Source organism: Bifidobacterium stellenboschense (genome assembly GCF_000741785.1).
Lineage (GTDB): Bacteria > Actinomycetota > Actinomycetes > Actinomycetales > Bifidobacteriaceae > Bifidobacterium > Bifidobacterium stellenboschense.
In genome coordinates this window covers 1-24,092 of the sequence record NZ_JGZP01000019.1, presented here as the reverse complement: position 1 = coordinate 24,092, position 24,092 = coordinate 1, and the positions used below count along the sequence as shown (strand labels likewise).

19 protein-coding genes are annotated in these 24,092 nt (G+C 67.1%); 15 read left to right on the top strand and 4 right to left on the bottom strand.

The genetic code is table 11. The features are described from left to right. The first annotated feature begins 30 nt into the window (after positions 1–30). Both BSTEL_RS09240 and BSTEL_RS09235 read left to right on the top strand, forming a co-directional pair. The gene (locus BSTEL_RS09240; RefSeq protein WP_034529892.1) at positions 31–420 is read left to right on the top strand and encodes a cold-shock protein; all 390 of its coding nucleotides are present in this window, start codon (positions 31–33) and stop codon (positions 418–420) included. Between the two features lie 9 nt (positions 421–429). Continuing rightward, a complete protein-coding gene (locus tag BSTEL_RS09235; RefSeq protein ID WP_051923040.1) occupies positions 430–1,863 on the top strand; it encodes a DUF3027 domain-containing protein in 1,434 nt (477 codons plus the stop codon). 134 nt (positions 1,864–1,997) lie between these two features. Here BSTEL_RS09235 and BSTEL_RS09230 read toward each other — a convergent pair whose 3' ends face one another. Next, a complete protein-coding gene (locus BSTEL_RS09230) occupies positions 1,998–2,975 on the bottom strand; it encodes a universal stress protein (RefSeq protein ID WP_034529891.1) in 978 nt (325 codons plus the stop codon). Between the two features lie 152 nt (positions 2,976–3,127). Between BSTEL_RS09230 and BSTEL_RS09225 the strand changes: the two genes are divergently transcribed. Further along, positions 3,128–5,692, top strand: a complete 2,565-nt coding sequence (locus BSTEL_RS09225) for an ATP-dependent Clp protease ATP-binding subunit (RefSeq protein ID WP_034529889.1) — start codon at positions 3,128–3,130, stop codon at positions 5,690–5,692. 82 nt (positions 5,693–5,774) lie between these two features. Here BSTEL_RS09225 and BSTEL_RS09220 read toward each other — a convergent pair whose 3' ends face one another. Continuing rightward, entirely contained in the window at positions 5,775–7,433 is a 1,659-nt protein-coding gene (locus tag BSTEL_RS09220) for an acetolactate synthase large subunit (protein ID WP_034529933.1), read from the bottom strand. A 260-nt stretch (positions 7,434–7,693) separates the two neighbouring features. On the opposite strand from BSTEL_RS09220, the gene BSTEL_RS09215 reads away from it, so the two are divergent. Beyond that, positions 7,694–9,478 (top strand): bifunctional metallophosphatase/5'-nucleotidase, encoded by a 1,785-nt coding sequence (locus tag BSTEL_RS09215; protein ID WP_034529888.1) that lies wholly within the window; start codon positions 7,694–7,696, stop codon positions 9,476–9,478. Positions 9,479–9,786: 308 nt separating this feature from the next. Here BSTEL_RS09215 and BSTEL_RS09210 read toward each other — a convergent pair whose 3' ends face one another. Beyond that, complete coding sequence (locus BSTEL_RS09210) at positions 9,787–11,235, bottom strand: DUF349 domain-containing protein (protein WP_034529886.1); 1,449 nt, start codon at positions 11,233–11,235, stop codon at positions 9,787–9,789. A 126-nt stretch (positions 11,236–11,361) separates the two neighbouring features. Here BSTEL_RS09210 and hisS point away from each other — a divergent pair, with 126 nt between their 5' ends. Together hisS and aspS are read left to right on the top strand one after the other, a co-directional pair. Further along, entirely contained in the window at positions 11,362–12,741 is a 1,380-nt protein-coding gene (gene hisS / locus BSTEL_RS09205; protein WP_034529932.1) for a histidine--tRNA ligase, read from the top strand. Positions 12,742–12,819: 78 nt separating this feature from the next. Next, positions 12,820–14,619: an aspartate--tRNA ligase gene (gene aspS, locus BSTEL_RS09200; protein ID WP_034529885.1), complete on the top strand. Its 1,800-nt coding sequence runs from the start codon at positions 12,820–12,822 to the stop codon at positions 14,617–14,619. Between the two features lie 151 nt (positions 14,620–14,770). Here aspS and BSTEL_RS09195 read toward each other — a convergent pair whose 3' ends face one another. Then, positions 14,771–15,739: an endonuclease domain-containing protein gene (locus BSTEL_RS09195; RefSeq protein ID WP_034529884.1), complete on the bottom strand. Its 969-nt coding sequence runs from the start codon at positions 15,737–15,739 to the stop codon at positions 14,771–14,773. A gap of 416 nt (positions 15,740–16,155) precedes the next feature. On the opposite strand from BSTEL_RS09195, the gene BSTEL_RS12910 reads away from it, so the two are divergent. The 9 genes from BSTEL_RS12910 to BSTEL_RS09150 form a co-directional block, all read left to right on the top strand. Continuing rightward, complete coding sequence (locus BSTEL_RS12910) at positions 16,156–16,569, top strand: hypothetical protein (RefSeq protein ID WP_162178995.1); 414 nt, start codon at positions 16,156–16,158, stop codon at positions 16,567–16,569. After that, positions 16,470–17,129: an ATP-binding cassette domain-containing protein gene (locus BSTEL_RS12905; protein ID WP_034529881.1), complete on the top strand. Its 660-nt coding sequence runs from the start codon at positions 16,470–16,472 to the stop codon at positions 17,127–17,129. The genes BSTEL_RS12910 and BSTEL_RS12905 overlap by 100 nt, the downstream gene beginning before the upstream one ends. Positions 17,130–17,146: 17 nt before the next feature. Further along, the gene (locus BSTEL_RS11555) at positions 17,147–17,791 is read left to right on the top strand and encodes a P-loop NTPase family protein (RefSeq protein WP_156963261.1); all 645 of its coding nucleotides are present in this window, start codon (positions 17,147–17,149) and stop codon (positions 17,789–17,791) included. Positions 17,792–18,013: 222 nt separating this feature from the next. Beyond that, the gene (locus BSTEL_RS09175) at positions 18,014–18,529 is read left to right on the top strand and encodes a YbaK/EbsC family protein (protein ID WP_238567688.1); all 516 of its coding nucleotides are present in this window, start codon (positions 18,014–18,016) and stop codon (positions 18,527–18,529) included. Between the two features lie 352 nt (positions 18,530–18,881). Next, a complete protein-coding gene (locus tag BSTEL_RS09170) occupies positions 18,882–19,682 on the top strand; it encodes an amino acid ABC transporter ATP-binding protein (protein ID WP_034529880.1) in 801 nt (266 codons plus the stop codon). A 20-nt stretch (positions 19,683–19,702) separates the two neighbouring features. Beyond that, positions 19,703–20,545, top strand: a complete 843-nt coding sequence (locus BSTEL_RS09165) for a glutamate ABC transporter substrate-binding protein (RefSeq protein ID WP_034529879.1) — start codon at positions 19,703–19,705, stop codon at positions 20,543–20,545. Continuing rightward, positions 20,545–21,222 (top strand): amino acid ABC transporter permease, encoded by a 678-nt coding sequence (locus BSTEL_RS09160; protein WP_034529877.1) that lies wholly within the window; start codon positions 20,545–20,547, stop codon positions 21,220–21,222. Before BSTEL_RS09165 ends, BSTEL_RS09160 begins: the two co-directional genes overlap by 1 nt. A gap of 7 nt (positions 21,223–21,229) precedes the next feature. After that, positions 21,230–22,498 (top strand): amino acid ABC transporter permease, encoded by a 1,269-nt coding sequence (locus BSTEL_RS09155; protein WP_238567687.1) that lies wholly within the window; start codon positions 21,230–21,232, stop codon positions 22,496–22,498. A 122-nt stretch (positions 22,499–22,620) separates the two neighbouring features. Then, on the top strand, positions 22,621–24,092 hold a 1,472-nt coding region (locus BSTEL_RS09150), incomplete at its 3' end, for an acid phosphatase (RefSeq protein WP_156963260.1).

Genomic DNA, 24,092 nt, shown 5'->3' with positions numbered 1-24,092 from the left:
GATTGGAGACAAGGAAAGCGAGAGTGTACGATGCCCACCGGTCGAGTTCGTTGGTTCGATGCCGCCAAGGGGTATGGCTTCATCACCAGTGAGGAAGGCGGGGATGTGTTCCTGCCTGCGGCCGCGTTGCCCACCGGCGTCACCACGCTGCGCAAGGGCGCCAAGGTCGAGTATTCCGTAGTGGCGGGCCGCAGAGGGCCGCAGGCGATGGGCGTGAGGGTCGTCGCGTCCGCGCCGTCCCTGGTGAAGGCCACCCGTCCGAAGCCGGACGATATGGCCGCCATCTGCGAGGACCTCATCAAGATGCTGGATGCGGCCGGCAACACGCTGCGCCGGCACCGCTATCCCTCCGCGGCGGAAAGCCGCAAACTCGCCACGCTGCTGCGCGCCGTGGCCGACAATTTCGATGTGGAGGATTAAGACCGTTCCATGACCGATACCATTGAGACCCCCGGACAGGACGCGGCGACGCCGGACACGCCCGACGCGCCGCGCATCGACCCGCGCGAACTGGCGCGGTCCGTCGCGATCGCCGTCGCCGAGGAACCCGAGCAGGTCGGTGACGTCGTCGACGCCCTCGATCTGGGCGACGGCGTGACGGATTTCCGTGTCGCCGCGCACATCAAAGGCTACGAGGGATGGCAGTGGTCGGTCACGCTGTACCACGACGAGGAGCTTGACCGGTGGACGGTCAACGAGTCCTCGCTGATCCCCACCGACGACGCGCTCATGCCGCCGGCGTGGATTCCATGGAAGGATCGTCTGGAACCGACCGACCTGGCGCCCACCGATTCGATCGGCACCGACCCGGACGATCCGCGTCTCGAAGACGGCTTCCGCAGGACCGAGCCCGTGCCCGATACGGCCGAGGGCGTCGACGAGGGCGATACCGCCGATACAACCGGCGACGCCGCGGCCAGCGACGATGGCGATGCGGATTCCGACATCGACGGCGCCGCCGATTCCGCAGACGGTCGAAGCGAGACCGATCAGCGCGAGGACGTGGACGAGGCGGTCGAGGAATTCGACCTGTCCCGCCGCCACGTGCTCTCCCCGCTTGGGCGTGCGCAGACCGCGAAACGCTGGTATGAGGGGCCGCGCGGCCCGAAGGCCATGTCCACGAAGACCGCGTCCGGTCATCTGTGCTCGACCTGTGGGTTCTTCGTGCCGCTGAAAGGCGAGTTGAACCTGCTGTTCGGCGTGTGCGCGAACAAGTGGAGCCCGGACGACGGTCGCGTCGTCTCCCTCGACCACGGCTGCGGCGAACATTCGGAGATCGATCCGCCGGAGCCGAGCCGCCTGTGGGTGCAGTCGAAGCCTGCCTTCGATGACCTGCACATCGATATCATCGCGCAGAAGCCGCGCGAGGAGCGCGCGCAGATCGAACTCCTCGAACAGGAGGACGCCGGTGATGAGGCGGACGTCGCAGACGAACCGGAGACGGTGGAATCCGTCGACGCGGCGGAGACCGTCGTGACGGATGACGAGACCGCCGAGGCGACCGAACAGGACATCGAGGAGAACACCGAGATCGACGCGGACGCCCCCGAAATCGAGGAGAACACCGTGGAGGCGGACGACGGCCCGGAGCTCGAAGCGGTCGTTAGCCTCGCCGATACGGACGCGGACGCCGATACGGACGATGCGGACGGTACCGGAGAACCGGACTCCGCCGCTGACACGGACGTGACGGAGTCCGCTGATCCGGCCGTCGATTCGACGCCGACGGAACCGGAGACGCCCGTGGACGGCGAGACGAACGACCCGGCCGACAGTGGTTCCGCCGACGATGATCACACCGACGAGACGTCCGATGAATCCGAGCAGGATGGTGCCGCCGAGGCGGATGACACCGCGCAGTGACGCGGCGGCGGCGACGAACACGGCGAGGGGAGGAAGCGATGTCGTATCGCCTCCTCCCCTCGCCGTATCACTCGGGCGTGGTCGGGGATTCCACACCTGCCGCCTCGCCCTTGCCGCCGCTAGTGGGCCATCGTTCAGTGGACCACGGTGACCGTGCACTCCGCGAAGTTCACGATCTGACGCGACACCGAGCCGAGGAAATGCGCGTCCAGACCGCTCAGGCCACGCGAACCGACCACCAGATGGCTCGCATACCGGGATGCGGCCACCAGTCCCTTCGATGCGGTGATGTGGAAGGCGTGCGACTCCACCCCGACACCCTCGGGGATGGCGGTGTCGGCCAAAAGCCCGGCGAGCAGCTCTTCGGCGCGTCGCTGGCCCACCTCGATCGGCGCGACCGCACGCTCGTAGCCGGGCACCACGCCCAGATCCTTCAACTGCCAGCAGAACAGCACATGCAACGGCGCGTCATGCACCTGCGCCTCGCGGATCGCGAACGCCAACGCGCGACGCGACGTGTCCGAACCGTCCACGCCGACGACCACCGGGCGACGCGACTCCTCGACCACGCCCTCGCTCGGCACATAGTGCACGGTCTCCTTGACGGGGGAGAGGGCGTTCGCGATGTCGTCGGTCACCGACTCGTCCTCGCCTCCGGCGACGCGCACCACGGTGACCGGCACTTCGGCCTCCTCCGCGAGCGATGCGGACAGCGAACCCATGAACCAGCGGGCCACACGGCCCAGCGAACGGCGGCCCACGACGATCTGCTGCGCGTCGCGGCCGATCTTGAGCAGCGCCGCCGTGCCGGACGCCTTCACCGACGTGAGCTTCAGCCTGTCGGCGTCGAAGTCGATGCCGGCGCACGCCTCATCCACCCACTCGCGCAGTTGGGCGGCGATGTCGCGACGCACCTTGTCCCACGCCTCCTCGCTGTCCGGTTCGGCGCCCATATCCCATGAATGGGTCCATCCGAACACCGCATTGACGCGTTGACCCGTCAGACCGGCCTCGCGCATCGCCCATTTGAGCGCCGCGAACGACTCATCGGAACCATCCACGCCGACGACGATGTCGGCCGTCGGATCATACGGGGAATCGAATGTAGTCATCGTAAACCTCCCTTGGTCGTGACTGAAGGACATCCACCAGTCCCAGCATATCGCCTTCCCATACGTCCTGAGCGGAAATCCGGGACGCAACGGGGCAAACGTCACCGCGAATCGCTAAAGTGAGGGGCAGTGTCAATTGAGGAAGGACAATAATGTTCGAACGGTTCACAGACCGTGCGCGGCGCGTGATCGTGTTGGCGCAGGAGGAAGCACGCTCCCTCCAGCACAACTACATCGGCACCGAACACCTCCTGCTCGGACTGATCCGCGAAGGTGAGGGCGTGGCCGCCAAGGCGCTCGCCGCGAAGGGCGTGGAGCTCGACGCCACCCGCAAGCAGGTCGAGGAGATGATCGGCAAGGGCAACGCGACGTCCAACGGCCACATACCCTTCACCACGCATGCCAAGCAGGTGCTCGAACTGAGCCTGCGCGAGGCGCTGCAGCTCGGCCACAGCTACATCGGCACCGAGCACATCCTGCTCGGCCTCATCCGCGAGGGCGAGGGCGTGGGCACACAGGTGCTCATCAAGATGGACGTCGATCTGGGCGAGCTGCGCTCCACCACCATCGACATGATCCGCGGCAACTCCGGCGACGGCAAGGCCAAGGGCGATCTGGCGAACGCCGGTGGCGTGGCCGACAAGGCCAACAAGTCCGGTTCGGCCATCCTCGACCAGTTCGGCCGCAACCTCACGGCCGAAGCCGCCGAGGGCAAGCTCGACCCGGTCATCGGCCGCTCCCAGGAGATCGAGCGCGTCATGGTCGTGCTCTCCCGCCGCACCAAGAACAACCCGGTGCTGATCGGCGAGCCCGGCGTCGGCAAGACCGCCGTCGTCGAAGGCCTCGCGCAGAAGATCCAGGAAGGCGACGTGCCGGAGACGCTCAAGGGCAAGCAGGTCTACTCGCTGGATCTCGGCTCCATGGTGGCCGGCTCCCGTTACCGCGGCGACTTCGAGGAGCGCCTCAAGAAGGTCCTCAAGGAGATCAAGACCCGCGGCGACATCGTGCTGTTCATCGACGAGATCCACACGATCGTCGGCGCCGGCTCGGCCGACGGCGCGCTCGGCGCGTCCGACATGCTCAAGCCGATGCTCGCGCGCGGCGAACTGCAGACCATCGGCGCCACCACCACCGACGAGTACCGCAAGTACATCGAGAAGGACGCGGCCCTCGAACGCCGCTTCCAGCCGATCCAGGTGCATGAGCCGACGATCGCCGAGACCATCGAGATCCTCAAGGGTCTGCGCTCGCGCTACGAGAACCACCACAAGGTGACCATCACCGACGGCGCGCTCCAGTCCGCGGCCGAGCTGTCGGCCCGCTACATCCAGGACCGCAACCTGCCGGACAAGGCCATCGACCTGATCGACGAGGCCGGCGCGCGCCTGCGCATCAAGCGCCTCACCACGCCGCCGGAGCTCAAGGAGCTCGACCAGAAGGTCACGAAGCTCTCCGCCGAGAAGGAGCAGGCCGTCAAGGACCAGGACTTCGAGAAGGCAGCCTCCCTGCGCGACGACCTCGAGAAGATGCAGACCGAGCTTAAGGAGAAGCAGAAGGCCTGGCACGAGGGCGAGTCCGACGTGAAGATGGTCGTGGACGAGGACGTGATCGCCGAGGTCATCTCCTCCACCACCGGCATCCCCGTGGTCAAGCTCACGCAGGCCGAATCGAAGAAGCTCCTCAACATGGAGAAGGAGCTGCACAAGCGCATCATCGGCCAGGACGAGGCGGTCTCCGCGCTGTCCCGTTCCATCCGCCGCACGCGCGTCGGCCTCAAGGATCCGAAGCGTCCGTCCGGCTCGTTCATCTTCGCCGGCCCCACCGGCGTCGGCAAGACCGAGCTCGCCAAGACGCTCGCCGAATTCCTGTTCGACGACGAGGACGCGCTCATCCGCGTCGACATGTCCGAGTTCTCCGAGAAGTACGCCGCCTCGCGCCTGTTCGGCGCGCCCCCGGGATACGTCGGCTACGAGGAGGGCGGCGAGCTCACCGAGAAGGTGCGCCGTAAGCCGTTCTCCGTCGTGCTGTTCGACGAGATCGAGAAGGCCCATCCGGACATCTTCAACACGCTGCTGCAGGTGCTCGACGACGGCCATCTGACCGACGGCCAGGGCCGCAAGGTCGACTTCAAGAACACGATCATCATCCTGACCACCAACCTTGGCACGCGTGATATCGCGAAGGCCGCCAACACGGGCTTCAACCTGGGCTCCAACACCGAGTCCAGCTACCAGCGCATGAAGGAGCAGGTGAGCGCCGAACTCAAGCAGCAGTTCCGCCCCGAGTTCCTCAACCGTCTGGACGACATCATCGTGTTCAAGCAGCTCACCGAGCCGCAGGTGCGCCAGATCGTCGACCTCGACGTCAAGCAGCTCAACGACCGTCTGTTCGACCGCCACATGTCGCTCGAACTCACGGACGCCGCGAAGGATCTGCTCGCGCAGAAGGGCTTCGACCCGCTGCTCGGCGCCCGTCCGCTGCGCCGCGTGATCCAGCGCGACATCGAGGACGCGATCTCCGAGAAGATCCTCATGGGCGAGCTCACGGACGGCCAGCGCGTGGTCGTCGACGCGGAGGGTGAAGGCATCCTCGGCGAGTTCACGTTCAAGGGCGAGGACTTCGAGGAGCCGAAGGACGACGGCGAGGGCGGCAAGCCCGAGCTGGTCGGCGCCGACGCGGCCCCGTCCGCGGGCGACGCTTCCGGTGACGCGGAGTGACGTTCCGTCCATAGACGAACGAAGGGCTGGGTTCCAACCTGGAACCCAGCCCTTTTCGTATGCGCCGTCTGCCAGCGGGCGATCAGGCGCTGAAGTCGACCTCACCGAGCTTGTCGATGAGCTTCATGTTCTCCGAATAATCGACCGGGCAGGCGATGATGTCGATGCCCGAACCGGAGCGCAGGGCGGAGCGCAGTGTCGGGTAGAGTTCGTCCGCCGATTCGATGAGATGGCCTTTCGCGCCGAAGCTCATGCCGAGCGCCACCACGTCCGGATTGTTGAAGTCCACGTACTCGTGGCTGCCGTCGTGCAGATCCATCTTCCACTTGATGAGGCCGTACGCCTCGTCCACCCATACGAGGATCACGATGCGCGCGCCCACGCGCACCGCCGTCTCGATCTCCTGCACGTTCATCATGAACGAGCCGTCGCCCATCACCGCGAGCACCGGACGACCCGGGTTCTCCAGCGAGGCGGCCACTGCGCCGGGCAGCGTCCACGCCATCGTCGACAGCGAATTGTCGATCACGCACGTGTTCGAATAGTACGTGGGGTAGAGGCGCGCCATCCACATCTTCAACGCGCCCGTGTCGACGAGCGCGATGTCCGTGTCCGTCTCCATCGCGCGACGCGTATCCGCGACGATGCGCTGCGGCTTGAGCGGGAACGAGTCGTCCTGGGCATACGACTCGTACTCGTCCGTCAGCAGCTCGTGGATCTTCGGGTGGGACACGCCGAACGTCACATGATGGCGCTTCAGCGCGTCGACCAGCGCGGACAGGGTCGCGTCGATGCTGCCCATGATGTTCAGCGCCGTCGAGTAATGCGCGTCCGTGTCCTCGATGAACGTGTTGATGTGGATGATCGTCTTGTCGTCGTTCGGATTGATCTTCTTCGGATCGAACTGCTGGATCGAGAAACCGACCGCGATGATGAGGTCCGCCTCGTCGAACGCGAAGTTCTCGTAGTCGTGGCGCATGAACCCGACCACGCCGAGCGCCAGCGGAATGCGGTCGGAGATCACGCCCTTGCCCTCGAACGTGGTCGCCACCGGCACGTTGAGCTGCTCGGCGAGGGCGAGCAGACGGTTCTCCGCGTGCCCGCGCGCCACGCCGTTGCCGGCGAGGATGATCGGGTGCTTCGCGCCGCGGATGATGCTCACCGCGCGTTCGATCGTGTCCGGCGTGGGGGCGAAGCTCATCGGGTTCGGCAACGGCAGCGGATGCGCGTCCTCGGGTGCCGGCATCTCGGCCACGTCCTCCGGCAGAATCAGACAGGTGGCGCCCGGGCGGTTGCGCTGGGCGATCGAGAACGCCTTGCGCACCATCTCCGGTACGGAGGCGGGCTCCATCACCATCGACGTCCACTGGGTGAGCGGACGGAACACGCTCACCAGATCGACGATCTGATGCGACTCCTTGTACAGGCGGGTCACGTTGCCCTGCGCGCAGATCGCGACCAGCGGCGTCGTGCTCGCGTTCGCCTGCGCGACCGGCAGCGTGAGATTCAGCGCGCCCGGGCCGAGCGTCGCCAGGCACACGCCCGGCTTACCGGTCAGATGCCCCTGCGTGGCTGCCATGAACCCGGCGCCCTGCTCGTGGCGGGTCAGGACGAAGCGGATACGTCCGTCACGTTCGATGGCTTCCATAAGCGGGATGTTCTCCTCGCCCGGAATGCCGTACATGGTCTCGACGCCCTCGTTGACGAGACATTCGACGAACAGGTCGGCGACGGTGCGGATATGGGTCTTTTTCGATTGCTCCTGCGGCTCGGTCGCCGGGGATGCCGTTGCGTCTGGTGCGTTCACGGTAGGGAAAGTGTAACAGCACCACTGTGCGGATGGGCACATCGCCACATATCGGACGCGTGTCGGAACGGGTCGTCCTGCGCATCGGACATGCCGGGCCGTTCCCACTAAGAAGCCACTGAGAATTCACCTGGACGACGGCGCGTGAGGGACCGCCGTTCAACCTCGCGCCATACCGTGCAATCGTGAGCAGGATGCAGTCAGGCCGGCGCACGAAGGCCGGCAGGCGACCGGGAGTCGCCATCGCAGGTATCACGTTCCTTCTCGTCGGGGCGTTCGCCGTCCCGCACGCGTCCGCGTCGAACCCGGGGACCGTCCCATTCTCCGGCGCGGACGCGGCCACCGGGGAACGCACCGTCACCATCGCCGACATCACCGACTTCCACGGGCACATCGAACGCGGCGAGACGAACGCCGCCGGATTCGCGCTCGCCGACGCGCACAACCCGGGCAACATGGTGCCCGTCTCCGCCGGCGACCTCGTCGGCGGCAGCCCCTACGAATCCGCGTTCGAGAAGGACAAGCCCACGCTCGACATGGTCAAGGCGTGGGGGTTGACCGTCTCCGCCGTCGGCAATCACGAATTCGACCGCGGCGTCAAGGATTTCAACGACCGCATCGCGGACCCCGCCAACGGCATCGACTGGCTGAGCGCCAACGTGTCCGCCGCGAACAAATCGTCCAATGGGCTGCTGAACCACGTCAAGGACTACACGATCCGCACGGTCAACGGCAAACGCATCGCGTTCGTCGGCGCGCTCACCGACGCGCTCGGTGCCGTCGCCACGCCGAAGATCACCCGCGACGCCGACCTCGACGAGACCGCCGTGCAGGCCATCAACCGCGTCGCCGACCAGCTCAGCGACGGCGACGAGGCGAACGGCGAAGCCGACGCCGTCGTCGCGCTCATCCACGCCGACGCGTCCGCCGCCGCCGGAACCGGCGCGGCGGCGCTCGACCGCAACGTCGACCTCGTCTACGCCGGCCACAGCCACGCGCTCAAACGCATGACGACCGCCTCCGGCGCGCCCATCATCGAAGCGGGCAGTTTCGGACGCGACATGGCCGTGCAGGATCTCGTCATCAACGGGTCCGGACGGTCCGCACACGTCGACGTGCGCGACGTGGATCTCGGCAACGGCGTGACGCCGACCTCCGTCGCCGGCGTCGTCTCGCTCGCCGGCGCGGACGGCAACGACGGCATCGCGCGCGCGAAGCAGGCGGCGTGGCGGTCGGCCGGCGAGACCGACGCGCGCGTGCGCCGCGCCGGCGCCATCTACACGCGGGCCGCGGCGGACTCACAGCGTGTCGGCGGGCGTGTCGTCGGCACCGTCGCGCATGGCGCCTACTTCGGCAAAGTGCCGTCCGACGGCACGGAAAGCGCGCTCGGCGTGCTCGTCGCCGACGCCGAACGCGAGGCGGTGCGCCGCGGCGTGTACGCCGGCGACCGTATCCCCGTCGTCGGATTCTCCAACGACGGCAGCCTGAGGACCGCGAACCTCGACCAGAACGGCGACGGGAAGATCACCCTGCGCGAGGTCGACAGCATGATGGCGTTGCAGTTCAAGGTCGCGAAGACCACGCTCACCGGACGCGAGCTCAAGGCCGTGCTCGCCCAGCAGTGGCGCGAGCACGACGGCCACACCGTCGTCTCGCGTCTCGGCGTGTCCGGCAACGTGCGGTACCGGTATGTGACGGGCGGGCGTGCGCCCGACGTGCCGGGGGAGGGGAAGGACGACGCGGGCGGCGCGTCGATCGTGGACCTCACGATCGACGGACGCGAGATCGGCGACGACGACCTCGTCATCGCCGCGTCCAACTCGTTCCTCCTCCAGGGCGGCGACCGGTACACCGCGTTCCGCTCCGGCACCGACTACCAGGAGCTCGACATGGGGTATGGCGCCGCGCTCGTCGACTATCTCGGACGTCACCCGGATGTGAGCATCCCCCTGCCCGTCACCGGCACCGTCCTCGTATAGGGAGCGAAGCCGACTGTTCCGTAACCCGGCCCCCTCTGGAGGCTGAGCCGTCAAGCAAACGCCAGAGGCGTTTGTAGGCCGAAGGCGAACGACAGTGAGCAATATATTTTCAGCCGAAGGCTGTCCGTAATTGCGACGGGCTGTCGGCGAAGCCGACTGTGCGTAATCTTGCCCCCCTCTGGAGGGGGCTGTCGGCGAAGCCGACTGGGGGAGGTCCGTACATACGAAAGGAAGCCCGTCGTGAACGAAATCACGACGGGCTTCCTTCTTTACGCGTGGCGTGGATCGCGCCTACGCGGCGCGCGGCGTCACTTCACCGCGTTGAGCCACTGCTCCTTCGTGGCCTTCTCGGCCTCGAGCTTCGCCTTCTTCTTCGGGTCGGACTCGGCGGCGATCTTCGCGTCGAGCTCGGCGAGCTGCACGTTGAGCTGCTCCTCGAAGCTGGACTTACGGGCGTCGGCCTCCGGATCGGACTGCTTCCAGGCGGCGTCCTCGACGGCCTTGATCTGCTTGTCGACCGCGTCGAGACGGCCCTCGATGCGGCGCATGTCGTCACGCGGCACGTAGCCGATCTGGTCCCACTCCTCCTGGATCTTCGCGAGCTCTTGGCGGGCGTGCTTGGCGGCCTTCTCGTCGGCGACCGGCACGAGCGCCTCGGCCTTGACGAGCAGCGCCTCCTTGGCGGCCAGGTTCTCTTTCTCGGAGGAGGAGATCTGGTCACGGTCGGCCTGACGGGCGTTGAAGAACGTGTCGGCGGCCTCGCGGAACTGCGCCCACAGGGCGTCGTCCTCGTTGCGGCCGGCGCGGCCAGCCTTCTTCCAGCGGTCCATCAGCTCGTTGAACTTGCGAGAGGTCTCGCCCCACGCGGTGGAGTCCTTGAGCTCGTTCGCCTCGGCGATGATCGCCTCCTTGGTATCGCGGGCCTCCTTACGCTCCACGTCGCGGGCCTGCGCCCACTTGCGACGCGCCTGGTTGAACGTGGTGCGGGCGGCGGAGAAGCGCTTCCACAGCTCGTCGGCGTCCTTCTTGTCGATGCGCACGTTGTTGCGCTGGTGCTCCTGCCACTCGTCGAACAGGGCGCGGAACTTGTCCGCCGTGGAACGCCAGTTCGTGTTGTCGCCGAGCGACGCGGCCAGCTCCTCGGCCTTCACGACGATGGCGGTGCGGCCTTCGATGGCCTTCGCCATCGCGGCCTTGCGCGCCTCGGCGATCTGCGCCTTCTTCGCCTCGCCGGCAGCCTTCAGCTCCTCGTACTGGGCCTTCAGCGCGGCGATGTCGCCGACGACGGCCGGGGCGGCGGTCTCCTCGGCGAGCATCTTCAGGGACTCGTCGATCTCGCGCGGCTTGACGTTGCGGGACTTCAGGCGGCCCGCCAGTGCGTCCAGCTTCGCCTTGAGATCCAGGAAGCGGCGGGCGTACAGGGCCAGCGCCTCCTCCTTGGACACGTCCGGGAACTGGCCGACCTCACGCTCGGTCTCGCCCTCCTTGACGTACACGGTGCCGTCGTCGGCGACGCGGCCGAACGCCTCGGCCTCGCGGACCGCGGCCTCGTCGTGGCCGTGCTTGGCGGCCGGCGCGGCGGGGCGTGCGGCGGCGGGCTTGTGGGCGAACGCGGCCGGGGACGGCGCGTGCGGCTTCGGCACCGCCGAGGGTTTCGGAGCTGCCGCGGGCGCGGTCTGTTCCACCGCGGGCGTCGTCGCCTGCTCGGTGGGCTCGGTGGTGTTCTCGGTTTCGGTGACGTTGTTCTCGTCGGCCATGGCCAGCTCCTTACAGCTTGGAAGTATGTGCGGCGTGCGTCGGGCATCGCCTCCCCGGGGATCCGCTCGGAATCCCATGGGAATATGACGTTGTTTGACGCAACCCTCACCTATTATATTGATTCCGTGGCTAAAGGCGCATCAATTTCAGGATTTCCAGAGTGGCTCCCCTCTGAACGCGTTGTGGAGCAGCGTGTCATCGACACGCTCCGTGAGGTTTTCGAGCTCAACGGCTTCCTCGGCATCGAGACCCGTGCCGTGGAGACCGGGGCGTCCCTGCTGAAGAAAGGCGAGACCAGCAAGGAGATCTACCTGCTGTCCCGTCTGCAGGAGGTCGGGCGCGAGTCCGACACCCCGATCGAGGAGCGGCTCGGCCTGCACTTCGACCTCACCGTGCCGCTAAGCCGGTACGTGGTCGAACATTCCGGCCAGCTCGCCTTCCCGTTCAAGCGGTGGCAGATCCAGAAGGTCTGGCGTGGCGAACGCCCGCAGGAGGGCCGCTACCGCGAGTTCGTCCAGGCCGACATCGACGTGATCGGCCAGGGCGACCTGCCCGACCACTACGAGGTGGAGCTGCCGCTCGTCATGGTCTCGGCGCTCGAACGCCTGCGCGCGTTCGGCCTGCCGAAGGCGACCGTGCACGCGAACAACCGCAAGCTGTCCGAGGGCTTCTACCGCGGGCTGGGACTCACCGACATCGAGGGCGTGCTGCGCGAGATCGACAAGCTCGACAAGATCGGCGCCGACGAGGTCGCGAAGCTCCTCGTCGAGGAGTGCGGCGCGTCCGAGGTGCAGGCGCGCGCCTGCCTCGAACTCGCCGAGCTGACCGCCGCCGACGGCGCCGAGCTCGCGTCGAAGTTCGACGCGCTGTGCGCGGCCCACGGCATCGCGGCCGACTCCGAGGCGTACGCCCTCGCGAAGCAGGGCCTCGACACGCTCGCGATGATCGTCGACCAGGCGGCCGCCATCCGCCCCGGCTCCGTGATCGCCGACCTCAAGATCGCGCGCGGACTCGACTACTACACCGGCTCCGTCTACGAGACGTTCCTCGACGGCGCCGCGTCCCTCGGCTCGATCTGCTCGGGCGGCCGCTACGACAACCTCGCCTCGCAGGGCAACCGCAAGTACCCGGGCGTGGGCCTGTCCATCGGTCTGAGCCGTCTGGTCAGCTACATGCTGCACACCGCCGGAGCGCACGCGAGCCGCGTCTCGCCGGCCAGCGTGCTCGTCGCCGTGTGGAACGAGTCGGACCGCGCCGCGTCGAACGCGATCGCGAACACGCTGCGCTCGCGCGGCATCGCCGCCGACGTGGCGCCCACCGCCGCCAAGCTCGGCAAGCAGATCAAGTACGCCGACAAGCTCGGCATCCCGTACGTGTGGTTCCCCGGCCAGGAGGGCGCGGGCGACGAGGTGAAGAACATCGTCTCCGGCGACCAGAACCGGGCCGACGCCACGTCATGGGAGCCGGATAGTCTTAGTGCCCGGCAAACCGTAGTCATCGACTGAGAACCGCCGTCCCCGCGTCGTGTCGGACGGCGTGTCGGGACACGTCAGGAACTGACGTCAAGAACTGAAAGAGGAAGCATGAGCCAGACGGCTTACAGAACACATCATGCGACCGAGGTCACCGAGGCCCTGGTCGGTCAGAAGGTCACTCTCGCCGGTTGGGTCGACCGTCGCCGCGACCACGGCGGCGTCGCCTTCATCGATCTGCGCGACGCCACCGGCCTCGTGCAGGTCGTCATCTACGACGAGGACATGGCCCGCCCGCTGCGCAGCGAATTCGTCATCCAGGTCGTCGGCGAGGTCCGCCTGCGCCCGGAGGGCAACGAGAACGAACATCTCGCCACCGGCAAGATCGAGGTCGTCGCCGAGACCATCGAGGTGCTCGCCAAGTCCGACGCCCTGCCGTTCCAGGTGTCCACCGCGCTCGAGAACGAGTCCGAGAACAAGCTGCCCGGCGAGGACGTGCGTCTCAAGTACCGTTACCTCGACCTGCGTCGCCCGTCCATGCAGCACAACCTCAAGCTGCGCTCCGACATGGCCAAGGCCGCTCGCCACGCCCTGGAGGACATGGACTTCACCGAGGTCGAGACCCCGACGTTCATCAAGTCCACCCCGGAGGGCGCCCGCGACTTCGTCGTGCCGGCCCGCCTCGTGCCCGGCTCCTGGTACGCGCTGCCGCAGTCCCCGCAGCTGCTCAAGCAGCTGCTCATGGTCTCCGGCGTCGAGCGCTACTACCAGCTGGCCCGCTGCTACCGCGACGAGGACTTCCGCGCCGACCGCCAGCCCGAGTTCACCCAGCTCGACATGGAGATGGCGTACGTCGACCAGGAGGACGTCATGGCCATGGCCGAGAAGGTCATCGCCGCCATCTGGAAGACCGCCGGCTACGAGGTGCAGCTGCCGCTGCCGCGCATCACCTGGCAGGAAGCCATGGACAAGTACGGCTCCGACAAGCCGGACCTGCGCTTCGGCAACCCGCTCATCGAGCTCACCGAGTACTTCAAGGACACGCCGTTCCGCGTGTTCCAGGCCCCGTACGTGGGCGCGGTCCTGTTCAAGGGCGGCGCCTCCACGCCGCGCCGCCAGTTCGACGCATGGCAGGAATGGGCCAAGCAGCGCGGTGCCAAGGGCCTCGCCTACGTGTCCTTCACCGAGGACGGCGAGCTCAAGGGACCCGTCGCCAAGAACCTGTCCGAAGCGGAGCGCAACGGCCTGATGGAGGCCGTGAGCGCCGAGCCGGGCGACGCCGTGTTCTTCGCCGCCGGCTCCCGCGAGTCCTCCCAGCTGCTGCTGGGCGCCGTGCGCGTCGAGCTCGCCTCCCGCGCGGGCCTGCTGGACCCGAAGAAGTTCGCGTTCACGTGGGTCGTCGACTTCCCGCTGTTCAAGCCGACCGACGATCCGGACGACGACGACGTGGCGGTCGGCCACTCCAAGTGGACCTCCATGCACCACCCGTTCACGATGCCGTCCAAGGACTGGATCGACAAGTTCGACCAGGATCCGGAGCACGCCATGTCCGACTCCTACGACATCGTCTGCAACGGCGAGGAGATGGGCGGCGGCTCGGTGCGTATCCACCGCGACGACATCCAGGACCGCGTGCTCAACGTCCTCGGCATCAGCTCCGAGGAGGCGGCCGAGAAGTTCGGCTTCCTGCTCGAGGCGTTCAAGTACGGCGCCCCGCCGCACGCGGGCATCGCCCTCGGCTGGGACCGCACCGTGTCGATCCTCGCCGGCGCCGACACCATCCGCGACGTCATCGCCTTCCCGAAGGCCGGCGGCGGCCGCGACCCGCTGACCGGCGCCCCGGCCCCGATCTCGGCCGAGCAGCGCGCCGAGACCGGCGTCGACTACGACCCGGAAGAAGACGAGGACTGATCGTCCCCACCCAAGGGCGAGCCCCTATCGGGGCTCGCCCTTTTTTTATTCCCCTCCCTCCCATGGTGCGGTAAAATCCCCATGGTGTGGTGTCACAAAACGGCTTGATTCCGGGGTTATGGAGGAAGTGTGTTGCCGCACCATGGGAGAGTCACCGCACCATGGGGCGGTGCATGGCCGCCTCGCGCGCCAAGGCGCGTCGACGGTATTCGCCGCGGCGCGCGTTGGGACGGAGGGACGGGTCGGCGAGCGTGCGGTGCGCGTGGCTCGGCGCCGCCGTGAACGGCATGCCGGCCGCGTTCGCCACGGTCCGTGCGAAGTCGCGTTGTCCGTCGGCGTTCCGTATGTCGTCGGCGAACACCTCGATGACCGTCCATCCCATTGCCCGCAATTCACGGCGTTTGCGCTGGTCCCGGACGTATTGGCTTCGGAACCGGCGGTGATGGTCGCCGTCGTATTCGATGGCGACACGGCGCTCCGGGTACGCCATGTCGACGACGTACCGCGTCGTTCCGCCGGGAGCCGTGACGACATGGTGCATGACCGGCATCGGCAGGCCATACCGTAGCAGCGCGATACGAGAACGGGTCTCCTGCACCGAATCGGATGGCTGCATAAAAGGTCGTGCCGCCTCGCATCGCGCCCGGCCGACGATGCGCCGGAACGCCTTGAGGCGGTTGGAGAGATCGTCGAACGCGTACCCGAATCGCCGTGCGATCGCTTCGCCGAGCACCACCATTTCGACGAGGTCCAGGTATCGGGCGTACTGGATCCATGTGTCGATGGGATGCACGCATATCAATCCGTTGGGGAACGTATACGTGGCGAACGGCTGATTCCAAGTGCGGAAATCGACTCCGTCGAGGGACGAGCGCGTCACGCGATCACGCACCACGACGCGGAAATCGCACTGCGGCAATCCGCCGCACCGGGGCGTTTCGACGGCGTACAACGTCAACGCCGTGTCCAAGGCGAAGCAGGTCCCGCGTTCCGTCCTCACCCGTGGCAGCAGTTCCAGGCATGCCTGCGCCTTTGCCGCCGCCTGTTCGTTCAGACGGCGCCTCACGTAATCGTGGACCTCGCCGTTCACGGGCGCTTCGTCATAACCGTATGTGTTCATCCGGGCATGATAACCGAAGTCGGATCGGGGAGGGACATGATTCCGGGCGATGTGGATAACCCGGCCGATTTCGGATGCCGATGCGGCGTGTCCCGTCGGATTGTCCACAATCGACGAAGTCGTCGTTTCGTTCTAATGTACGAACGTCATTGTGAATACGGGTTCTTCGATATGCCAGAGGAGCCGAATGAAAGGGCCCCACCCAAGTTGCGCCTGTGAAGGATGACGGTACTCCAGCGGAACCACGCGTCGAAGCGTGCTGCCGTGCGTCATCCGTCAATGGGCTCCGGCTTCCGCCCGTCCGGGCGTGGCCGATCGCAGGCGACATATGCGCCGGGCCCGTTGGCCGTATCCGGTTCCACGCCGTCATCGACATCGCATTCCAAGCGGTACGCCCGACACGAAAGGCGCGACCCATGCAACCTTCCATCCTCACACTCACCGATATCACCTTCACCTACCCGGACGCCCCGGAGCCGTTGTTCGACAACGTCGACGTGTCGTTCCCACGCGGCTGGACCGCCGTCGTCGGCGACAACGGCATCGGCAAATCCACGCTCATGGCCATCGCGCGCGGCGTCCTTATACCCGATAAGGCGCCGTCGCGCCCGATCCGAAACGTCTCGTCATCGGGCATTGCCCGCAACGCGTCGACGTCCCGCCGGAACATCTCGACGCGTTCGCCGCCGATTGGTCACCGGAAGCGATCGCCGTACGCGACGCGCTCGGCGTGGACGACGACTGGCCGTACCGTTACGACACGCTGTCCGGCGGCGAACGCAAGCGCATGCAGCTCGCCTGCGCGCTCGCCGCACGCCCCGACGTGCTGATACTCGACGAGCCGACGAACCATGTCGACGCCGCCGCGCGGGCGTGCATCGTCGACGCGATGCGCGCATACCGCGGCATCGGCGTCGTCGTCTCACACGACGCGGCGCTCATCGACGCGGTGTGCGACAGGTGCGTCGTTTTCTCGCGACGTCATGTCGGCACGCGCAACGTGACCGTCGTCGACACGCTTCCGGGCGGATGGACGCAGGTCTCGGCGGCGATCGCGGCGCGCGACGGCGCCGACGCGGCGGCACTCGCCGCGGCGCGGCGCGAGACGGCACGATTGACGGCGTCCCGCGCGCGAAGCGCCGACAAGGTGCGGCAGGTCGAGGCGGCGAAACGGAGCGGCCGTCAGATCGACCGTCGCGACCATGACGCGCGGGACAGACGCCAATTGGCGAAGATGACCGGTCTCGACCGCGGCGTCACCCGCGCTACGCGCGGCTCGACGCCCGGGCGACGGCGGCGCGTAGGCGCGGGGCGGATCTCACAGTCGCGGCGAAACGATACGACGGCGACATCTGGATGGACGTCGCACCGAGCCGCCGACGCGAGTTGATACGACTGGATTCGGGCGTGATCCGGTTCGACGGACGGGACGTTATCGACGTCGGGACGGCGATCGTGCACGACGACGGCATGGCGGAACGCGCCGCCGGACGCGGCTTGTCCTTGCTGTCCCGTGCCGTCGTCTCCGGCGGGCGCATCCGCCTGTCGCCGGCCGCCGACGGCGTCCCGGCCATGGGACTTATGATTCCGACGATCTCGATCGGCCCGCGCGACCATGTCGCGGTGACGGGGGCGAACGGCACCGGCAAGTCGACGCTGCTGGGCGCGATGCTCGCGCACGCCGCCGACGTGCCGAAACTGGTCGTCGCGCAGGAGCTTGACGACGATGACCGCGCCGAGGCTTTGGCCCGTTTGCATGGGCTTTCCGCCGGCGACCGCGCCCGCGTGCTGGGCGCCTACGCGCGGCTCAACGTCGATCCGGACCGGCTGCTGGCCGGCGAATCCCCGTCGCCAGGCGAACTGCGCAAACTGCTGCTGTGCCTGGCGTTGCCTGACGGTCCGCAATTGATCGTCATGGACGAGCCGACGAACCATCTGGATCTGTCGTCGGGTACGGCGTTGGCCGGACTGTTGGCCGATTACCCGGGCGCGCTGGTCGTCGTCTCCCATGACGAGCGCTTCCTTGCCGGCTGTATTCCCATGGTGCGGTAAAACCCCCATGGTGCGGTGGCGCGAAACGGCTTGATTCCGGGGTTGTGGAGGAAGTGTGTTGCCGCACCATGGGAAGAACGGGTTATAGGGAACGGGTATAGGCGGGGCGGCGTGGGGAAGGGGGTATGCCGTTATGGTGGGCGGGTAATGAAGCCGTCGGCCGGTCGGCGGACACGCCCGTCGGCCGGTCGGCGGCGCGGACAAGTGAAACGAGGGGGACGTATGACGTTGGAGATACTGGACTGGCATGACGGGGACCTGCTGGCGAAGCCGGTGTTCGACAAGCTGAATGCGCTGGTCGCGGCCGGGGTGCCGGAATCCAAGATCCTGGGCGTGACCATCAACACGGACGAGGAGTCGGACACCGACCTGTGGTGCCCGAAGTACGGCGTGCCGTTCGCGATCACCGGCAACGTGGTCGTCGTGCACACGCACAAGACCCGCAAGGCGCCGCCCGAGTTCGCCGCCGCGTTCGTCACGGCGGACACGCGCGCCGACCTGAACGGTGTCGTCAAGCATACGTTGGAGGTCTCCAAGGTGAGTTTCGCGCCGATCGCGGCCGCCGTCGAGGCGACCGGCATGGAGTCGGGCGGCATGTCGCCGATCGGTCTGCCGGAGGGTTGGCCGCTGCTCGTCGACCAGCACATCCTGTCGATCCCCAAGCTGTACCTGGCTCCGGCATCCGCCCGTCGAAGCTCGTCGTGGACGGCTCGATCTTCGCCGACATCCCCGGCGTGAGGTTCGTCGCCGGCCTCGGCAAGCCGCGCCCCGTGCAGTGACATGCGCGCCCATGGTGCGGTAAGTCACCCATGGTGCGGTGAAACCCCCATGGTGCGGTGCCGCAAAACGGCTTGATTCCGGGGTTGTGGAGAGAATGTGTTGCCGCACCATGGGAGAAGACGGGGTCGTGGGGGAGGACGGCCCGGGGCTCCGGCGGAGGACCTGTAGGGAGGGCGCCGGGGCGATTTGCGGTGTGAGCGCTCACGGATGCGAGCCGGTTCGACGCCTGTGTCCGCCTGTCTCACATGGTGAACCGTCGGTGTCCGGCTGGTAGTCTGCCGGTAACACAGTGCCGTTATACTGACCTCCCATGTCAGAGAAACTGGAAGAAACGCGCCCTGTCGCGCCCCTCGTGCCGGGTAACGAGACCACCGGCCACCCGCTCGTCGAGCTGACCCACGTCGAAAAGCACTTCGGCGACCTGCACGTCCTCAAGGACATCAACCTCACCGTCAACAAGGGCGAGGTGCTCGTCATCGTCGGTCCGTCCGGCTCCGGCAAGTCCACGATGTGCCGCACCATCAACCGTCTGGAAACCATCGACTCCGGCGACATCCGCATCGACGGCAAGGCCCTGCCCCAGGAAGGCAAGGAGCTCGCCAACCTCAGGGCCGAAGTCGGCATGGTGTTCCAGTCGTTCAACCTGTTCGCCAACAAAACCATCCTCGAGAATGTGACGCTCGCGCCCATCAAGGTGCGCCACATGGACAAGAAGGAGGCCGAGCGCCTCGCTATGGACCTGCTCGCCCGCGTCGGCGTCGACTCGCAGGCCAACAAGATGCCGTCCCAGCTCTCCGGCGGCCAGCAGCAGCGCGTCGCCATCGCCCGCGCGCTCGCCATGCGCCCGAAGGTCATGCTCTTCGACGAGCCGACCTCCGCGCTCGACCCGGAAATGGTCAACGAGGTACTCGACGTCATGGTCGAGCTCGCCCACGAAGGCATGACCATGCTGTGCGTCACGCACGAGATGGGCTTCGCGCGCAAGGCCGCGGACCGCATCGTGTTCATGGCCGACGGCCAGATCCTCGAACAGAACACGCCTGACGAGTTCTTCGAGCATCCGAAGACCGAACGCGCCAAGGACTTCCTGTCGAAGATCCTCACCCACTGACCGACGGGAAGAGACAAGCAATGACGTTCAAACCATCAGTGAAGCGGATGGCGTGCCGCGTGGTCGCCGCCGTGGCCGCGCTCGCCTGCACGATGTCGCTGGCCGCCTGCGGCTCCGACGAGGCCGGCAAGATCCGCATCGGCATCAAATTCGACCAGCCGGGCCTCGGCTTCAAGAAGTCCGGCACCTACGTCGGCTTCGACGTGGACGTGGCCAAGTACATCGCCAAGAAACTCGGGTACTCCGAGGACGAGATCATCTGGAAGGAGGCCCCGTCCAAGCAGCGTGAGGCCATGATCCAGAACGGCGACGTGGACATGATTCTCGCCACCTACTCGATCACCGACGAGCGCAAGAAGGCCGTCTCCTTCGCCGGACCCTACTTCGTGGCCGGCCAGGATCTGCTCGTGCGCAAGGACGACACGTCCATCAACGGCCCCGAGGACCTCAACGGCAAGCGCCTGTGCTCCGTGACCGGTTCGACCTCGGCCGCCACCGTCAAGGAGAAGTTCGCCTCCGAAGTGCAGCTCATGGAGCAGCCGGGCTACGCGGAATGCGCGACCGCCCTGTTCTCCGGCATCGTCGACGCGGTCACCACCGACGACATCATCCTCGCCGGCCTCGCCTCCGCCTCCCGCGGCAAGCTGCGCGTCGTCGGCAAGCCGTTCACGCAGGAGTACTACGGCGTGGGCATCAAGAAGGGCGACACGCAGTTCGCCGCGCAGATCAACAACGCGATCGTCGACATGATTCAGGACGGCTCCTGGCAGCGTGCGATCAGCGACAACACGAGGGGTACGGCGTACTCGCCGAACGCGGAATACAATCCGCCGACGCCCGACGAGGGTGAGGGGGACAAGTGATGAACGGATTCCTCGAACTGTTCAGCCAATACGATGTGCCCGGCGCGTTCCTCGTCAACATCGAGCTGACCCTGTGGAGCGCCCTGTTCTCGATGATTCTCGGCGTGATCCTCGTGGTCATGCGCATCTCGCCGATCTCGTCCCTCAGGGCCGTGGCCGGCGCCTACGTGGAGCTGTTCAAGAACCTGCCGCTCACCATCATCATGGTGTTCATGGTGCTCGGCGCATACGCGCAGCTGAAGCTCACGTTCTCCGACACGTTCGCCACGAACTTCTTCTGGCTGGCGGTCATGGGCCTGAGTCTGTACACGGCCGCGTTCGTGTGCGAGTCGCTGCGCTCCGGCATCAACACGGTGCCGCTCGGCCAGGCCGAGGCGGCCCGCGCGCTGGGCCTCGGCTTCATGCAGTCCGCCACCGAGATCATCCTGCCGCAGGCGTTCCGCGGTTCGGTCGCCCCGCTCGGCAACACGTTGATCGCGCTGCTCAAGAACTCGACCGTCGCCGCCGCCGCGTCCGTCTCCACCGAGACGTCGTCACTGATGAGCCAGATGATCGAGTTCCGTCCGGACGTCATCGTCCAGATCTTCCTGATCTTCGCGTTCGGCTACGTGATTCTGATCATCCCGATCGGCATGCTCACCACGTACCTGTCCAACAAGCTCGCCGTGAGGAGGTGACCGAGTCATGGCCGATACTTCCAATTCCGTCCTGTTCGACGCGCCCGGTCCGAAGGGCCGTCGCACCATCCGCATCATCAACTGGGTCGCCGGCCTCGTGTTCGCCGTGCTCGTCGTGCTCATGCTCATGCGTCTGCACAATCCGCCGGACGGCGAGAACCAGCTGAGCTGGGAGCTGTGGAAGCCCGCCCTTGAGAAGGAGGCGTGGACCGACTTCTACCTGCCGGGCCTGTGGATGACCGTCAAGGCGACCGTGCTCGCCGTGGTCGGCGCCGTCGTGTTCGGTCTCGTGTTCGGCGTGGGACGACTTCTGCCGAACCCGCTCGTGCGCGGCGTGTCCGCCGTGATCGTCGAGTTCTGCCGCGCCGTGCCGGTGCTGCTGCTCATGATCTTCTTCTGGCGTTGGTTCGCGTTCGCCGGATTCCCGAGCCCCTCGTACTGGGCGGTCGTCATCGCGCTCGTGCTCTATAACGGCTCGGTCGTCGCCGAGCTCGTGCGCTCCGGCGTCGGCAACCTGCCGAACGGCCAGCGCGAGGCGTCCCTCGCTTTGGGCCTGACCGAAACGCAGTCGCTCATCCAGATCGAGGTGCCGCAGGCCGTCTACGCGATGCTGCCCGCCGCCGTCACCCAGCTCGTCGTCGTCCTGAAGGACACGGCGCTCGGCTCGATCATCATGTACACGGACCTGCTGCAGGAGTCGCGCCGACTCGGCTCGATGTACTTCAACATCCTGCAGACGCTCGTCATGGCCGCGGTCATCTACTTCATCGCCTGCTGGCTGCTGTCCCGACTCGCCGAATGGCTGCCGGAACGCATGCAGCAGCGCACGGCCGCGCCCGCCGAGCCCGAGCCGGTCGCGCCGATCGCCGCCGGTGACCCGTCGAACATCAACCAGATCGCCGTCGCCAAGGAGGTGGAGGAGCTGCCGCTCGGCGGCGCGCCCCGCCAGTACCACGTGCACCACCGCGGCACGAACGCGTCGATCCGCAACTGGCGCCGCACCCGCTACGAGCAGGGCTACGACGCGACGCAGCCCGAATCGCAGATCGACCCGGAGACCGGCCGTCTGATCCGCGACGAGGAGGCGGAACGCAAGGCGAAGGCCGCGAAGGCGGCGCGTCTTGCCGCCAAGGCCGCCAAGGAGAACGGCGGCGAGACGGCCGAGCGCCACGACCAGTACGGTCACGGCGAGAAGCACGACCGCGCCGTGTTCAAGCCGCACGGCGACATCGGCAAGAAGGGCCACGACGACATGGGCCATCGCCCGAAGATCTGACGGACGCCGCGCCCGCGTCGGACGCGCGTGGACTCGCCGTCCGCCAATCCGGCACGAAGAGTTCACCCACCGTTCGACCGATGCCCGCGCTACGTAGCGAAACGGCGGATAGGTTAGGGAGCATGACACCGTTCCCGAACCTATCCGCCGTCGTCGTATCCGCGCTCGCCCGCGCTCGCACCCGCCTCCGCCTCCGCGCCCGCGCCGTCGCCACCGCCGCCATCACCGCCGCCATCACCGCGGCCGTGCTCGCCGTCGCCCCGATTCCCGGCACCCTCCCGCATGCGCGCGCCGACCAGCTGCCCAACCCCGACTGGGTGGCGCTCCTCGCCGACTACGAGAAGGACTATTGGAAGGCGCCCACCAGCGCGCAGGACGGCGGCAAGGTGCTCGACAAGACCGTGATGCAACGCGACGAGGACCTCGCCGTCGCCATCAACCACAAGGGCGCGGAAGGCGCGGACGCCGAAGGCCTCACCCCGCAGCGCAAACGCGCGCTCGTCGACTCCGACCTGTTGCCGCGCGAGACCATGCCCGACGCGCTCGGCCCCGTGCTTGGCCGGTACATGAGCGAAGGCATCAACGAGCATAAGCTCGGCCGCGTCGTCGACCTGTTCCGCTTCAACGTCGCCTCCACCTACCTGTCCAAACGCGCCGCCATGCATCCGCGCCCCTACCTCGACCGTTCGGTGAGCACCTACAACGGCGTCAACGATCTCGCCGGGCTCCCCGCCACGCTCGACATCAAGGAGTCCCCGTCCTGGGGCGACCACATCCCCGGCTATTCGACCCTGCAGAAGAACAGCTCCTACCCGTCCGGCCACACGACGATGGCCTACTCGTGGGGCGTGGCGCTCGCCGGCATGATCCCCGAACTCGCGCCTCAGATCATGGCGCGCACCTCGGAGGCCGGCAACAACCGCATCGTGCTCGGCGTCCACTATCCGCTCGACATCATGGGCGGACGCATCGGCGGCTCCGCGCAGAACGGCCAATACTGGCACAACGAGTTCGGCACGTCGGTCGCGCCCGCCGCCCGCCAGCTGCGCGACTATCTCACGGCGCGCTGCAAGGCCGACGGTCATGGCGCGACGCTCAAGGCGTGCATCGCGGATCTCAAGGCCACCGGCGAGGGTGGCTACACGAACGGGTTCCTCGACCCGGTCGCCGACGAGCCGGTCACGGATCAGGCGTCCGCCGTCCGCGTCTACGTGAAGCGCATGACCTACGGATTCGCGCAGGACAAGACCGAGCAGGGCCGTCCGTTCACCGCGCCGCGCGGCGCCGCCGACGTGCTGCGTCTCGCCTACCCGCAGCTGCACGCCGACCAGCGGAACGCGATCCTCGCGAAGACCGCGCTCGACTCCGGCTATCCGCTATGGAAGTCGTCCGACGGCTGGCAGCGCATCGACTGGGCGAAGGCCCTGTGCGCCCGCGTCACGTTGGATACGAACGGCGACGTCGTCAAGGTCGAGACCGCCGACGAGACGCGGCTCGACGGCCCGACCGTCGTCAACGCGCAATACGCGGACCGTGGCGGCCATCCCGCCTCCGACGCGGCCGCCGGCGAGAACGGCGCCGCGCCGGACGGCCC

Excerpts from the sequence above, each read along its gene's own strand:
- BSTEL_RS12910 (WP_162178995.1), top strand. The coding sequence starts at position 16,156 with ATGCAACCTTCCATCCTCACACTCACCGATATCACCTTCACCTACCCG.
- BSTEL_RS09210 (WP_034529886.1), bottom strand. The coding sequence starts at position 11,235 with ATGGCCGACGAGAACAACGTCACCGAAACCGAGAACACCACCGAGCCC.
- aspS (WP_034529885.1), top strand. The coding sequence starts at position 12,820 with ATGAGCCAGACGGCTTACAGAACACATCATGCGACCGAGGTCACCGAG.
- BSTEL_RS09235 (WP_051923040.1), top strand. The coding sequence starts at position 430 with ATGACCGATACCATTGAGACCCCCGGACAGGACGCGGCGACGCCGGAC.
- BSTEL_RS09230 (WP_034529891.1), bottom strand. The coding sequence starts at position 2,975 with ATGACTACATTCGATTCCCCGTATGATCCGACGGCCGACATCGTCGTC.
- BSTEL_RS09155 (WP_238567687.1), top strand. The coding sequence starts at position 21,230 with ATGGCCGATACTTCCAATTCCGTCCTGTTCGACGCGCCCGGTCCGAAG.
- BSTEL_RS09160 (WP_034529877.1), top strand. The coding sequence starts at position 20,545 with ATGAACGGATTCCTCGAACTGTTCAGCCAATACGATGTGCCCGGCGCG.
- BSTEL_RS09170 (WP_034529880.1), top strand. The coding sequence starts at position 18,882 with ATGTCAGAGAAACTGGAAGAAACGCGCCCTGTCGCGCCCCTCGTGCCG.
- BSTEL_RS09215 (WP_034529888.1), top strand. The coding sequence starts at position 7,694 with ATGCAGTCAGGCCGGCGCACGAAGGCCGGCAGGCGACCGGGAGTCGCC.
- BSTEL_RS09225 (WP_034529889.1), top strand. The coding sequence starts at position 3,128 with ATGTTCGAACGGTTCACAGACCGTGCGCGGCGCGTGATCGTGTTGGCG.
- BSTEL_RS09165 (WP_034529879.1), top strand. The coding sequence starts at position 19,703 with ATGACGTTCAAACCATCAGTGAAGCGGATGGCGTGCCGCGTGGTCGCC.
- BSTEL_RS09240 (WP_034529892.1), top strand. The coding sequence starts at position 31 with ATGCCCACCGGTCGAGTTCGTTGGTTCGATGCCGCCAAGGGGTATGGC.
- BSTEL_RS09195 (WP_034529884.1), bottom strand. The coding sequence starts at position 15,739 with ATGAACACATACGGTTATGACGAAGCGCCCGTGAACGGCGAGGTCCAC.
- BSTEL_RS09175 (WP_238567688.1), top strand. The coding sequence starts at position 18,014 with ATGACGTTGGAGATACTGGACTGGCATGACGGGGACCTGCTGGCGAAG.